A 12,065-nucleotide genomic window follows, 5' to 3' on the forward strand; every position below is an offset into this window, starting at 1 on the left:
AGAGATACAAGGGTGCCGGTGGGGGACGAACCGCACCAGTTACGTATTTAAAGGCAGGCACTTCGGACATTTACACGGTGCGGTTCACTTTGTTTACCGCCCCCTACGGCATCTGCACCAATCCCTCCGTAGGGTGCGGGTGAGGGACGAACCGCACCGGCACCGGGCAATTGCCATCCAGCTGAGCAAGTGGCTCTGCCAGAAACGCCAAAGCCGGAGCAGTGGCTCCGGCTTTGGCAGGCAGGATCAGGTTTGCTGGACGACTAATCGGCAGCCAGCTCCTCGGCCTTACCTTCGGCTGCGTGGGCGACGCTGGGGCTTTTGCGGCGTCCCAGTACCCAGGGCGCCACCATCACCGCTACGGCGGCAATCCATAAACCCAGTGACAGGGCTGACTCCCACAGGATTGACACATCACCACCGCTGATGGCCAGTGCCCGGCGCAGGTTTTCTTCCATCAGACGGCCCAGTACAAAACCGAGAATGATGGGCGCCAGAGAAAAGCCGAACTTGCGCAGCAGGTATCCGAAGACCCCGATGATCAGCATCAGGTAGATCGCCATCAGGTCAGAGTGCAACTGATAAACCCCAACAAAGGACAGGATCGCCACACCGGGTACCAGCACCCACTTGGGCACGGTCAGCACCCGGGCGAAGACCCCGGCCAGCGGCAGGTTGAGGGCCAGCAGTACCACATTACCGATATACAGCGAGGCAATCAGGCCACCGACAATGACCGGCTGATCACTGAACAGGGTCGGGCCGGGAGTGATGTTATAGAGCATCAGCGCGCCAAGCAGGATCGCAGTGGTGCCTGAGCCGGGAATCCCCAGCGTCAGCATGGGCACAAACGAACCCGCCGCCGAGGCGTTGTTGGCGGCTTCCGGAGCGGCCAGACCGCGCATATCACCGTGACCGAATGTACCGTCGCGGTCACTCACACGTTTTTCCGTGGTATAGGCCACCGCACTGGCCACCGAGGCACCGGTGCCGGGCAGTACGCCAATAACGAAGCCAATCAGACTGGAGCGCAGCATGGTCCATTTGCAGAACATCACTTCCTTCCAGCTCACCATGACCCGACCAATGGGGGCGATTGCGCCATCGCCCTTGCTGTGAAAGGCCTCTTCCAGCATCAGCAGAATCTCGCTGATGGCAAACAGGCCGATGATCAGCACCACAAAATCGATACCGTCATACAGCTCGGGCATATCAAAGGTGAAGCGCATGACACCGGTACCGGAGTCGATGCCGATGGTGGCCACCAGAATACCCAGCACCGCACCGATGAGGGTTTTCACCGGGTCGTTGCCCATCATGGCCGACATGGAAGCGAAGGCGAACAGCATCAGGCCAAAGTATTCTGCCGGGCCAAACTTCACCGAGACGATAGCCAGCAAGGGCGCGAACAGGGTCAGGCCGACAATGGCCAGCGTTGCTCCCACAAAGGAACTGACTGCCGACAGGCCCAGCGCAGGGCCAGCCAGACCCTTCCGGGCCAGCGGATAGCCGTCGATGGTGGTCATCACCGCACCGGCATCGCCGGGGACGTTAAGCAGAATGCTCGACATACGACCACCGTATTCGGAGCCGGTATAGATACCTGCCAGCAGAATCAGAGCTGATTCCGGTGGCAGGCCAAGGGTATAGGCCAGCGGCATCAGAATGGCGATACCGTTGATAGGGCCGATGCCGGGCAGGGCACCAAACAGGGTGCCGAGCAGCGAACCGATCAGCACCAGACCGATATTGAGCGGGGTAATGGCTACGCCAAACCCGTGGATAAGGAAATCCCACATGGAAGAGTCCTCGCGGATAGCACCACACCCGCTACCGGCAGTGGCAGCGGGGTGTCGGGCTCAACTGAACATTCAGCCCAGAGCGGGCAGCACGTGACCCCAGGGCAAAGTGATACCCAGGGCGTAGGTGAACAGCAGGTAACTGCCAATGGATAGCAGCACACCGGCAAGCACGGCGCGCAATGCTCCGGCGTTGAACAGATAAGCGAGAATGCCACTGGTGACAGCGGTCGCCAGCAGATAACCCAGAGCAGAGAATGCCCAGGCATAGGCGCCCAGAACCACCAGCACACTGACCAGCTTGACCAGCAGGATGCCGCGGGGCCAGGGCTTGCCCTTGCCGGGGCGTACCAGCAGCACCAGCGCCAGCACCGCCAGCACGGCGGCCATCAACATCGGGAAGGCTTTGGGGCCTACAGGGTCATAGCTGAACGGCACTTCGAGCTGGTTGGCCTGGACGGCGACAAAGGCCGCCAGGCCGAGCAGCAGCAGGCTGAGAACTCGGTCGGCGGCAGTACTCATTTGATCAGACCTACTTCTTTGGCCAGTGCCTGGAAGTCAGCGACCTGCTTCTTCACATAGCTGTCGAAGTCGCTACCGAACTTGGCCATGGGGAACAGGCCACGGGCGTCACGCAGTTGCGCGAATTCCGGTTTCTGGTTCAGCTCTTCGAGGCGCTTGACCCAGGCCTGATAGTCCGCATCGCTGACTTTGGGGCCCATGTAGTAGCCGCGCCAGATCGGCCATTCGACGTCATAACCCTGTTCTTTGGCCGTGGGGATGCTGGCATAGGGGCCACCAACACGGTCTTCCGACAGGGCTGCCAGTACGCGGATCTTGCCGCCATCCAGCTGTGATTTCAGTTCAGACAGATCACCGGTGAAAACCTGAATATGTCCGCCCAGCAGTGCGGCCAGCGCTTCACCACCGCCCTCGAACGATACGTAACGCAGTTTGCGGGGGTCTACGCCTGCAGCTTTGGAGGTCAGTGCGGCTTTCATCCAGTCCTGGCTGCCGACAGTACCGCCAGCGCCGATGGCTACTGCACCGGGATTGGCCTTGAGGTCATTCATCAGGGCGGGCAGGTCTTTCCAGGGGGCATCAGCACTGACCACGATGGCACCGTAGTCCACACCCAGCGCGCCAACCCAGCGCACATCACTGGCCGTGTACTGCTTGCCGAATTTGCCCAGTGCCAGGTTCAGCGCAGCGCCGGTACTGGCGGCGACAATCAGGTCGGGGTCATCGCTGCGCACCCCGTTGACGTGGTTATAGGCCACCGCACCGATACCGCCGGGCATATAGTTGACCAGCATCGGCTTATCCAGCAGGTGAGTCTGCTCCAGGCCATTGGCAGCCAGACGGCAGGTCAGGTCATAACCACCGCCGGGCTTGGCTGGGGCCAGACATTCAGGGTTACCGGACTGAGCATGGACGGCTGTGATGGCACCGCTCAGGGTGAGGGCAATCAGGCTGCGACGCAGCAGGGTAGGTACAGACATGAAGGGTTCCTTCTTATTGTGCTTTTGGCGTTCTTGTATTTGTGCAGATGGCTGAGTTAAGCCGCTGCCGCTATGGGTAGACGGTAGTCAGTCAGCCAGTGACATCGACCAAGGATCGACGATGTCAGCAGTGGATACTAAAGCCTGTACCTTTCATGAACCTGTCATGGGGAAAATCAATGACACCCTCTGTTGCAGACTTATGCTCGGTAAGCGAGAAACACAGGGAGAGCAGCAAAGAGGCATGTCCTCATCTGATGGGTGGTTGTATGCTGGCCTGATTTACACAACCGGTAATTCGGTCAATAGCATCTGAGGCAGGGAAACGTGGAAATTATCAGAGCTAAACAATTTAAAGCTGACCGCTCCTGGGGAGCGAAAGATATTGCCAATATGAACGGCGTGACAACGCGCTTGCACTGGACAAAAGAGCCTTACAAGTGGCACGTAAATGACGGTGAAGAAGTATTTGTGGTACTTGATGGCACTGTGGAAATGTTTTTCAAAGAGGATGGTCTGGAGAAATCTGCCTTGCTGAATACTGGCGATATTTTCTTTGCGTCCGTCGGCACTGAGCATGTCGCTCATCCAGTGGGCGAAGCAAGAATACTGGTGGTTGAAAAGGAAGGTAGTGTGTGATCTGTGAGGTCGTCTTTTAAAGAGGTTGATTATCATGGATTGGTCTTACAACACTATCTGGTATGAACAGCTTGAAGAAGGAAAGTTTTACCATACTGTCTTTAACCAGACAGAAAAGGCATGGAGTGTTCCAAATGGTGGAGCTTACTTCGTTATTGATGACTTCAAACCAAAATCAAAGTGCTTCTCGGAGCTAAAAGGTCTGGATCATCCTGTATATCTTAAGTTTAATCGTTCAAATATCACTGATTTCCGGGGCATTGATTCATTCAGAGGAGTGAAGCGGCTTGAACTTAATTACTGTATCAAGTTGGAAAATGATGCAGGTATATCTGATTTGAGTCAGGATCTCGAATGGCTGCATATCGGAAATAGCAGGAAATTTGTGATAACAGACGAAATTAGGTCTTTGTCTAAATTGAAAGTGCTCTGCTTAAACGACTGTGCTCCAATTGAAAATCTGGATTTTATTCATGATTTTCCTGAGCTTGTTGATCTCAGATTTGTTGGGACAAATGTGGTGGATGGTAATCTGCGTAAGCTATATGAGTCAGAAACGCTGCTGAATGTAGCCTTTTCAGATAAAAATCACTTTGACTGCCGCTATGAAGAGTTAAGTAATTTTATTCAACTCAGAGCGGCAGATGCTAAGTCACCTGTATACAGCAATGGCCGATCTACATTTAAGTACAATCTTTTTTGAATATAGAAGCGACTTTAAATCGAATTATGTGAATAGAGAGAACGGTTACTCAGTCTGGAGGCGAAAAATGGAATTTGAAGAATGGCAAACGCCTTTTACCGGCGGCAAGGTATTTCTTGTCGACCTGTCATGGGGAAGGGAGAACTGGGAATTAACGACCTCGGATGGCAAAAAGTATCAGGTCACCGGCGACAGCAAGCACCGGAATAATGACCTGATCGCCCGCATTTTCCATAAAGAGTCGGAAAGCCTGTTTGAAGTGCATTATGACCGGGTCTCTGCTTTTCGATGCCTTGACGAACATGGACTGGATGAACTTTGGGGTAGCTTGCCCAAAGGGCTGGGCTGTACGTTCAGAGTGAAGGGCCATGGCTGGCACCGGGAAAGTCCGCTCACTTTCTTTATGGGCAATAAGGGCGAATGGTCACATATGATCGTGACGCAGGACGATTGTCTGGAGGTGGTCTGTGCTGACACCCCGATGATCAGGCTGATCGGGAGGGTTGCTCCGAGCCCCTGAATGCGGTGCATACAACGCGGGTTAAATCCCGGTCGTTGTATGCGAGGGGCGACCCGTCATCGTAGGAGGGTCTGCAGCCACCCGGAAAAGTCTGCCACTACCTGCCGGTTCAGCTCATGCCCCATGGGATACAGCCGGACCTGATGAGGTACGCCCAGACGCTCCAGCCAGGCTGTGGCCTTGTGTGCCCAGTCCACCGGCAATTTGTTGTCAAACTCACCGTGAGCAATAAAGCCCTGTACGCTGGCCAGGGCCGCGCTGTCTGCCAGCAGGGGTTCAATTTCGGGCAGGATACGGCCGCTGAGAAGGCCAAAGCCGCTGACGCTGGCGGGCGAGGTGAGGGCAACACCGGCGCTCATGATGCCGCCCTGACTGAACCCGGCAATCACCGTAGGCAAGGAGCGGGTGCTTTGCAGGCTGGCAATCAGGCTGATCAGCTGCTGGCGGCTGGTGTTGGCCTGTTCTGCGTTGATCACCGGGCTGCCAGTCTGGAAGCTGACCATAAACCAGGCGTACTGGCCTGCCGCCAGTGTCAGCGGTCCGCGTACCTGCACGACTTCCAGCTCGGGGTCCAGCTGTTCGGCGATGCCGTCAAAATTGCCTTCGTTACCGCCAACACCGTGTAACAGCAGCAGCCGCGCTCTGGCGTGAGCTGAACTGGTACGCGGCGCAATGCGATATTGCAGGCCTGAGGCCGGATCAGTGGTGAGGGCGGCAGCAGAAGAGAAAAATCCCATGATAGTCACTCTGGTAGTGGGCCGATGTTATCTGCTTAGCCTAGGGCTTCCTGTATGGCGGAAAAAGCCGGGGGAGCAAGATGGATTCTTTCTGAAATGGCGGGTAATCAGCAGGCAGTGGGATAAAAAAGCCGCCTGACGATTACCCGGCAGGCGGTAAGGCTGGCGTTCCTGAGGTCAGAACGTCCAGAGGTTGCTTGTCCTGAATGAACATTGTCCTGAATGAGCATGCTGCAGGTCTGTTCACGCCGTATGGCTGGCGCGCAGCAGGCAGAGGGGAACCTCAGACGGCCAGATAGGCGCGTCTTGCTTCCTCATCGGCAGCCAGTTCGGCCATGCTGCCCTGATAGCGGATATGGCCATTTTCCAGTACATAGGCGCGGTCGCTGACCAGCTCGGCGAAGTGGATATTCTGTTCGGACAGCAGAATCGACAGCCCTTCGCGTTTGAGCTGCAGAATCATGTTGGCCATCTGCTCGACGATCACGGGGGCTACGCCTTCCGATGGTTCGTCCAGCAGCACCAGATAGGGATTGCCCATCAGGGTGCGTGAGACCGTCAGCATCTGCTGCTCACCGCCGCTCATCTGACCACCGGGGCGATGGGGCATTTCCCCCAGATTGGGGAACAGCCTGAACAGCTTTTCCGGGGTCCAGTGAGGAGCGTCCTGACGGATCGCCTGACGGCCGACTTCCAGATTTTCCATTACGGTCAGATCGGTAAACACCCGCCGGTCTTCGGGGACGAAGCCCATGCCCATCTGTGCGATACGGTGAGGGCTGGCATTGCGGATGCTTTCACCGCAGAAGTGAATATCACCCTGGGTGCGGTTCAGCAGGCCCATGACGGCCTTCATGGTGGTGGATTTGCCGGCGCCGTTGGGCCCAGCAAGGCCAGCAGCTGGCCCCGTGGCAGGTCAAAGGACACACCCTTGACCGCCTTGACGCCACCAAAGGATTTGCTGATGTTCTGCACACTGAGCAGGGTCGTTGGCTGAGCGGTCATAGCGCCTCCTTCAGTTCTTTGGCGACGGGTTTGGCCAGCTTGCGGCTTTTGCTCAGCAGGCTGAGGTAGGCATGGTGCAGGGTGCCGACGATACCGGCCGGGAACAGTAGCACCAGTACCAGTACCACCAGACCCAGTACGGCTTTCCAGTATTCGGTTTCGCGGGCAATGGAGTCGTGCAGCCAGGTGAACAGCGGAGCACCGGCTATCGGCCCGATCAGGGTCTGAATACCGCCCAGCAGCACCATTACCAGAGACTCGACCACCAGAGTCAGTTTGGGCACGGCGAAGTCCATGCCGAACAGGTGCAGGTTGCCGATGGCAATACACAGTGCCTTCAGCTCAGAGATCAGCACTGCTGCAAGGAAAGCAACGGGAATCGAGCCCATGCTGCCTACTACCACGATCACGATCACGATCACGAGCGCGGTGTCGATGGATTCCATGTCCAGCGCCGAACACGGCGGCAGACAGTATGCTGTCAGCAGGGCCTTGATCCGCTACCCAGGCCGCCCAGGCCGCGCCGAAGCCGGGGAATTTACTGTGGATGTCACGGGCGTAGCAAAGCCGCGGCCCTTGACGATGTTGCCGACGGCTGCCTTGGGCTTCCAGCTGCCCTCGCGTGCTTCCCTGTTAGCGCGCTGTGCCACGGATTTGACCAGATCGACGGCGCGGGGGATGTGCTGTAACAGTGTCGCTGTAATCATTACCATCCCGTTCAGATAGTAACCACACTGGGCTGCCTGCTCCTCGATAATGGCCTGCTGCACCGGATGCAGATGGTCGAGGCTGCCCAGACCTTCCAGTGTTGTTACCTCGCGTCCCACTGCTACCTGTGCGGGTAACATGCACGAGCGTGCCACTTTTCCGTCCAGTAATACCGTGCATGCACCACATTCGCCCAGTCCACAGCCATATTGCGGGCCGTTCAGTTGCAGGTCGTTGCAGAGTGCCAGCAGCAGGGGGGGGATCTGCTGCAATGGTCGGTCTTACCGGTTTGCCATTGACCCATAAGATCAGCGGATGGTCTGGGTTATCTTTCATCATCGGCAGTCGCGATCAGCTTAAGTTAATGTGGTGTTTACTTAACAAAGAAAGATGTTGGCCTTGTTTTTACTGGCTGAATAGGCAGTTTTCGGGTGGTATTTCCGATCTTGTTAATAATGTATGCATGGGTATCGCCGGGGGCCGGTCAGACCGGGCTAGCGTATGGTGGCAAATCAGTGCTGAGCTGAGATAAATTTGCGCCGTGAAGCGGGTATGGCGTTGTCACCATCGGCATTAGCTGCTATCTGATTTGCTCTGATTGAAGAGTGTGCACTGAATTTGCTAGAGAAATTGACCATCCAGTCAGAAAGTGGTGTCAGCCACTGAAAACGGCTGTGAAGGATTAGTCGGGCGCAGCAACAGAAAGCAGTGCCCAGGACCACTAATAAGGGTGACTCATGAAGAAAGTACTGGCAGTAACAGGTTTGGCTTTACTGGTGGCGTCTCAGGTGCAGGCAGAAGAGTTCAAGCCGGCAGTGGTGTATGGGCTTGGTGGAAAGTTCGACAAGTCATTCAACGAGTCAGTGGTCAATGGTGTGGCGCGCTTCACCAAGGATACGGGCATCAAGGTGTTTGAGTTTGAGCCAACCAACACGCCACAGATCGAGCAGGGTCTGTCGAAAATGGCCAAGCGCAAGATGAATCCCATCATCGCGGTAGGTTTTGACGAGGCCAATGCACTGGAAAAGGTCGCCAAGGAAAACCCCGAGTCCAAGTTTGCCATTATTGACTCGGTGGTCGATCAGCCCAATGTAGAGTCCATTGTCTTCAAGGAACAGGAAGGTTCATTCCTGGTTGGTGCCCTGGCTGCCATGGCCAGCAAGAGCGGCAAGGTGGGCTTCGTCGGCGGCATGGATATCGGTTTGATTCGTCGCTTTGAGTGCGGCTACGAGCAGGGCGCCAAGTATATCAACAAGGACATCACGGTGTATCAGAACATGACCGGCTCCACCCCTGAGGCCTGGAATAACCCCGGTAAAGGCGGTGAGCTGGCCAAGAGCCAGTTTGATCGCGGTGCCGACGTCGTGTTCGCCGCAGCTGGCGGCACCGGTCTGGGGGTATATCAGGCAGCAGCAGATGCGCATAAATATGCCATCGGTGTCGATTCCAACCAGAACTACCTGCACCCCGGCGTGATGCTGACCTCTATGGTCAAGAGCGTGGATGTGGCTGCCTACAACACCTTCAAGGAAGTGCAGGATGGCACCTGGAAGCCGGGCGTGAAGGCGCTGGGTCTGGCTGAGAATGGTGTGTCCTGGGCTTATGATCAGTACAACAAGGATCTGATCACCGCTGACATGAAGGCCAAAATGGAAGAAATTCAGGCAGATATCGTCTCCGGCAAGATTCAGGTCCATGACTACATGGCGGACAATGCCTGTACTTATTGATGCTGTAACTATTTTGGGATAGATATCTGTTCTTTTTTGGGGATGGTGCATCTGTTCTTTTTTTTGGATAGCACATCTGTTCTTTGGCGACGCCCGGCTCTGGCCGGGCGTTTGCTTTAGGGCAGGTCACTCGCCCACTTTGGCCTCGACTAGCAATGCCAGCAGTTGCAGTGATTCCTGCCAGCCAAGGTAGCAATGCTCAACAGGAATGGCTTCGGGTATGCCTTCCTGCACGATGTGCAGCTCGGTGCCGCAGGAAACCGGTGCCAGTGAAATCGTTGTCACCATGGTGCCGGGCAGGCCGGTGTCTTCAAAAATGTCGGTATGACGGATGGTCTCGCCGGGCTCCAGCTGCAGATATTCACCACCAAAGCTGTGCTGCTGACCATTGCTGAAGTTGGTGAACGACATGCGGTAGCGGCCACCCACTCTGACATCGATCTCGTGCACTGTGCAGGTAAAACCGTGGGGTGGTAGCCATTTGCAGATGGCGTCCGCTTCCAGAAAAGCCCGGTAGAGGGTGTCAGGGCTGGTGCGAATAACTCGGTGCAGGCGAACGGTATTGGGCATGGCTGCTCTCCTTGAGCTTCGTTGTGGTGTTTTGCCTTCGGGTCGGGTGGCGCACAGGGAAGTTGCAGAGAGATAGTAAAGTCGGCAATCGCCGATGCCGCCAGTGTCCTGGCGGCGGGTGGTGGTTCAGATGTCCAGTTCAAGGGCGGGGGCTCGACGCTGGGGTATTATTCCCAGCGCCAGTGCGCAGCCGCAGAAAATGATGACAGAGCCTATGAGTTGCAGGGTGGACAGGTGCTCGCCCAGCAGTAATGCACCAATAACCATGGCGACAAGGGTGACCACAAATTTCACGCTGATGGTCCTGGTGGCCTATATGAAGCCGCTGACGGAGCTGGTGGTGGACTATATTGCCAGCGAAGGTTTTGATGTGGTGGACCATATCGCCCTGGAGATTCCCGATAATCTTGACGTCGCGTGTCATGATCCTGTGCGGTTACCGGAGATCGTCAGTGGTCTCAATCTGGACGATGTAGATGTCATCGTACTGTCTGCCTGTGTGCAGATGCCTTCGCTGCCAGCTATTGCCAAGGTCGAGGCGCTGACGGGCAAACCCGTAGTCACCGCTGCCGTAGCGACCACCTACGCCATGCTCAAGGCACTGGAGCTGGAACCGGTGGTGCCCGGTGCCGGTGCTCTGCTGTCTGGCGCGTACTGAGAGGTGAAGTTATGAGTACCACCTCACTGACCGACAACTACAAGGGCGTGTGGGACAGCCGCATCGGCTTTGGTAACAAGGCGGCGCTGATTGTGATCGACTTCATGCAGGGCTATACCACCGAAGGGTCGCCTCTGTTTGCCCCCGGTGTGGTGACGGCCTTAGCCGAAAGCGTTGAGCTGCTGGCGCAGGCCCGCGCCCTTGGCACACCGGTGATGCATACCAACATTCGCTATCAGCCCGGTTTTGCCGATGGCGGTATCTGGGTGAAAAAGGCTCCGGTGATGAAGGCTATGGTGGCAGGCAATCCACTGGCCGAGTTCTGCCCGGACATGCTGCCGCTTTCTTCCGAGCTGGTGTTTACCAAGCAGTACGCCAGTTCATTCTTTGGCACCAGTCTGGCCGCCACGCTGGTGGCGCAGGGCGTGGATACCGTGGTGCTGATAGGCTGCTCGACCAGTGGCTGTATCCGTGCCACGGCGGTAGGTGCGGTACAGCATGGTTTTCGCACCATCGTGGTCCGCGAGTGTGTCGGGGATCGTCATCCCGGGCCTCATGAATCGAACCTGTTCGACATTGACAACAAGTACGGTGATGTCATCAGCAAGTCAGAAGCGATGGCTAAGCTGGCTGAGTTGGCAGGCTGATTGCTAACTGGCAGGCCGATTGCTAAGAAGTCGTTCACGATCTGAGCCTGCATTAGGCTGACTGGGCAGTGTCGTCTGCAACGGCGCTGTTCAGCTGCTACTATGCCTGCATTATTCCGTGTACCTGAATCAACTGCTTTGCCTGAGCCGATGTAATTAACCGGGAGCGTGCCATGTCTGAGAGAGCGTCATCGAAACAGTCCCTGCTGGTGGACAAAGAACGCTGCGCCTTACTGGTGATTGATGTACAGAACTGCTTCGTGCCCGGCGGTACGCTGGCGGTCGCAGACGGGGATGCCGTGGTGCCGCTGATCAATCAGCTGGGCAAGGTATTCAGCAATGTGGTGCTGACCCAGGACTGGCACCCGGCTGACCATATCTCCTTTGCCACCCAGCATCAGGGTAAACAACCATTTGAAACCGTTGAGCTGCCCTATGGCACGCAGGTGCTGTGGCCTGCACATGGTGTGCAGGGGACGGATGATGCGGCGTTGCATCCGGGGCTGGCGTTGCCTCATGCACAGCTGATCATTCGCAAAGGCTATCACCGTACCATCGACAGCTATTCCGCTTTCTATGAAGCCGACCAGAAGACCGACACCGGGCTGGCGGGCTATCTGCAGGCCCGTGGTATCGACACGGTCTTTCTGGTGGGGCTGGCGACGGATTTCTGCGTGGCCTGGAGTGCGGAAGACGCCCGCAAGGTAGGTCTGACAACCTATGTGATCGAAGACGCCTGCCGCGGTATCGACCTCAATGGTTCGCTGGGTGTGGCCTGGGAGCGGATGAGTGCAGCCGGGGTAAAGCGTATCCAGTCCACGGATCTTCTCTAACAGGCTGTTGAAAA

17 protein-coding genes are annotated in these 12,065 nt (G+C 56.5%); 7 read left to right on the forward strand and 10 right to left on the reverse strand.

All coding sequences use genetic code 11. The annotated features are described in order from the left end of the window. Positions 1–263: 263 nt before the first annotated feature. The 3 genes from WH50_RS18540 to WH50_RS18550 form a co-directional block, all read right to left on the reverse strand. Positions 264–1,799, reverse strand: a complete 1,536-nt coding sequence (locus WH50_RS18540; protein ID WP_110188807.1) for a tripartite tricarboxylate transporter permease — start codon at positions 1,797–1,799, stop codon at positions 264–266. A gap of 72 nt (positions 1,800–1,871) precedes the next feature. Further along, the gene (locus WH50_RS18545; RefSeq protein ID WP_104152068.1) at positions 1,872–2,321 is read right to left on the reverse strand and encodes a tripartite tricarboxylate transporter TctB family protein; all 450 of its coding nucleotides are present in this window, start codon (positions 2,319–2,321) and stop codon (positions 1,872–1,874) included. Further along, positions 2,318–3,301: a Bug family tripartite tricarboxylate transporter substrate binding protein gene (locus tag WH50_RS18550; protein WP_110188808.1), complete on the reverse strand. Its 984-nt coding sequence runs from the start codon at positions 3,299–3,301 to the stop codon at positions 2,318–2,320. Before WH50_RS18550 ends, WH50_RS18545 begins: the two co-directional genes overlap by 4 nt. A 327-nt stretch (positions 3,302–3,628) precedes the next feature. Here WH50_RS18550 and WH50_RS18555 point away from each other — a divergent pair, with 327 nt between their 5' ends. The 3 genes from WH50_RS18555 to WH50_RS18565 all read left to right on the forward strand — a co-directional run bounded on the left by WH50_RS18555 (position 3,629) and on the right by WH50_RS18565 (position 5,163). Further along, positions 3,629–3,940: a cupin domain-containing protein gene (locus tag WH50_RS18555; protein WP_110188809.1), complete on the forward strand. Its 312-nt coding sequence runs from the start codon at positions 3,629–3,631 to the stop codon at positions 3,938–3,940. A gap of 34 nt (positions 3,941–3,974) precedes the next feature. Next, positions 3,975–4,643 (forward strand): leucine-rich repeat domain-containing protein, encoded by a 669-nt coding sequence (locus WH50_RS18560; RefSeq protein ID WP_110188810.1) that lies wholly within the window; start codon positions 3,975–3,977, stop codon positions 4,641–4,643. Between the two features lie 67 nt (positions 4,644–4,710). Then, complete coding sequence (locus tag WH50_RS18565; RefSeq protein ID WP_110188811.1) at positions 4,711–5,163, forward strand: hypothetical protein; 453 nt, start codon at positions 4,711–4,713, stop codon at positions 5,161–5,163. 56 nt (positions 5,164–5,219) lie between these two features. Here WH50_RS18565 and WH50_RS18570 read toward each other — a convergent pair whose 3' ends face one another. The 5 genes from WH50_RS18570 to WH50_RS18585 form a co-directional block, all read right to left on the reverse strand. Then, on the reverse strand, positions 5,220–5,900 hold the full coding sequence (locus tag WH50_RS18570) for an alpha/beta hydrolase (RefSeq protein ID WP_110188812.1): 681 nt from the start codon (positions 5,898–5,900) through the stop codon (positions 5,220–5,222). Positions 5,901–6,183: 283 nt separating this feature from the next. Next, entirely contained in the window at positions 6,184–6,756 is a 573-nt protein-coding gene (locus tag WH50_RS18575) for an ABC transporter ATP-binding protein (RefSeq protein WP_243410168.1), read from the reverse strand. Then, a complete protein-coding gene (locus WH50_RS26685) occupies positions 6,753–6,905 on the reverse strand; it encodes a hypothetical protein (protein WP_207780385.1) in 153 nt (50 codons plus the stop codon). Before WH50_RS26685 ends, WH50_RS18575 begins: the two co-directional genes overlap by 4 nt. Next, positions 6,902–7,351, reverse strand: a complete 450-nt coding sequence (locus tag WH50_RS18580) for an ABC transporter permease (protein ID WP_110188813.1) — start codon at positions 7,349–7,351, stop codon at positions 6,902–6,904. The genes WH50_RS26685 and WH50_RS18580 overlap by 4 nt, the downstream gene beginning before the upstream one ends. Before the next feature lie 54 nt (positions 7,352–7,405). Next, positions 7,406–7,885, reverse strand: a complete 480-nt coding sequence (locus WH50_RS18585) for a (2Fe-2S)-binding protein (protein WP_110188814.1) — start codon at positions 7,883–7,885, stop codon at positions 7,406–7,408. Positions 7,886–8,350: 465 nt separating this feature from the next. On the opposite strand from WH50_RS18585, the gene WH50_RS18590 reads away from it, so the two are divergent. Then, positions 8,351–9,343: a BMP family lipoprotein gene (locus WH50_RS18590; RefSeq protein ID WP_110188815.1), complete on the forward strand. Its 993-nt coding sequence runs from the start codon at positions 8,351–8,353 to the stop codon at positions 9,341–9,343. 126 nt (positions 9,344–9,469) lie between these two features. Here WH50_RS18590 and WH50_RS18595 read toward each other — a convergent pair whose 3' ends face one another. Both WH50_RS18595 and WH50_RS27000 read right to left on the reverse strand, forming a co-directional pair. Further along, on the reverse strand, positions 9,470–9,913 hold the full coding sequence (locus WH50_RS18595) for an SRPBCC family protein (protein WP_110188816.1): 444 nt from the start codon (positions 9,911–9,913) through the stop codon (positions 9,470–9,472). Between the two features lie 126 nt (positions 9,914–10,039). Further along, a complete protein-coding gene (locus WH50_RS27000) occupies positions 10,040–10,207 on the reverse strand; it encodes a hypothetical protein (protein ID WP_243410170.1) in 168 nt (55 codons plus the stop codon). A gap of 22 nt (positions 10,208–10,229) precedes the next feature. On the opposite strand from WH50_RS27000, the gene WH50_RS27005 reads away from it, so the two are divergent. The 3 genes from WH50_RS27005 (at position 10,230) to pncA (ending at position 12,051) form a co-directional block, all read left to right on the forward strand. After that, positions 10,230–10,571, forward strand: coding sequence for an aspartate racemase/maleate isomerase family protein (locus WH50_RS27005; RefSeq protein WP_279305947.1), 342 nt, complete (start codon positions 10,230–10,232; stop codon positions 10,569–10,571). Between the two features lie 11 nt (positions 10,572–10,582). After that, a complete protein-coding gene (locus WH50_RS18605) occupies positions 10,583–11,218 on the forward strand; it encodes an N-carbamoylsarcosine amidohydrolase (protein WP_110188817.1) in 636 nt (211 codons plus the stop codon). A gap of 173 nt (positions 11,219–11,391) precedes the next feature. Next, entirely contained in the window at positions 11,392–12,051 is a 660-nt protein-coding gene (pncA, locus tag WH50_RS18610; protein ID WP_110188818.1) for a bifunctional nicotinamidase/pyrazinamidase, read from the forward strand. The last annotated feature ends 14 nt before the right edge of the window (positions 12,052–12,065 follow it).

Source organism: Pokkaliibacter plantistimulans (assembly GCF_003194385.1).
GTDB lineage: Bacteria > Pseudomonadota > Gammaproteobacteria > Pseudomonadales > Balneatricaceae > Pokkaliibacter > Pokkaliibacter plantistimulans.

Bases quoted from the DNA above. Each gene is read 5' to 3' on its own strand.
- WH50_RS18595 (WP_110188816.1), bottom strand. From the start codon at position 9,913: ATGCCCAATACCGTTCGCCTGCACCGAGTTATTCGCACCAGCCCTGAC.
- WH50_RS18570 (WP_110188812.1), bottom strand. From the start codon at position 5,900: ATGGGATTTTTCTCTTCTGCTGCCGCCCTCACCACTGATCCGGCCTCA.
- WH50_RS18545 (WP_104152068.1), bottom strand. From the start codon at position 2,321: ATGAGTACTGCCGCCGACCGAGTTCTCAGCCTGCTGCTGCTCGGCCTG.
- WH50_RS27005 (WP_279305947.1), top strand. From the start codon at position 10,230: ATGAAGCCGCTGACGGAGCTGGTGGTGGACTATATTGCCAGCGAAGGT.
- WH50_RS18540 (WP_110188807.1), bottom strand. From the start codon at position 1,799: ATGTGGGATTTCCTTATCCACGGGTTTGGCGTAGCCATTACCCCGCTC.
- WH50_RS26685 (WP_207780385.1), bottom strand. From the start codon at position 6,905: ATGACCGCTCAGCCAACGACCCTGCTCAGTGTGCAGAACATCAGCAAA.
- WH50_RS18590 (WP_110188815.1), top strand. From the start codon at position 8,351: ATGAAGAAAGTACTGGCAGTAACAGGTTTGGCTTTACTGGTGGCGTCT.
- WH50_RS18565 (WP_110188811.1), top strand. From the start codon at position 4,711: ATGGAATTTGAAGAATGGCAAACGCCTTTTACCGGCGGCAAGGTATTT.
- WH50_RS18550 (WP_110188808.1), bottom strand. From the start codon at position 3,301: ATGTCTGTACCTACCCTGCTGCGTCGCAGCCTGATTGCCCTCACCCTG.
- WH50_RS18575 (WP_243410168.1), bottom strand. From the start codon at position 6,756: ATGAAGGCCGTCATGGGCCTGCTGAACCGCACCCAGGGTGATATTCAC.
- WH50_RS18580 (WP_110188813.1), bottom strand. From the start codon at position 7,351: ATGGAATCCATCGACACCGCGCTCGTGATCGTGATCGTGATCGTGGTA.
- pncA (WP_110188818.1), top strand. From the start codon at position 11,392: ATGTCTGAGAGAGCGTCATCGAAACAGTCCCTGCTGGTGGACAAAGAA.
- WH50_RS18560 (WP_110188810.1), top strand. From the start codon at position 3,975: ATGGATTGGTCTTACAACACTATCTGGTATGAACAGCTTGAAGAAGGA.
- WH50_RS18605 (WP_110188817.1), top strand. From the start codon at position 10,583: ATGAGTACCACCTCACTGACCGACAACTACAAGGGCGTGTGGGACAGC.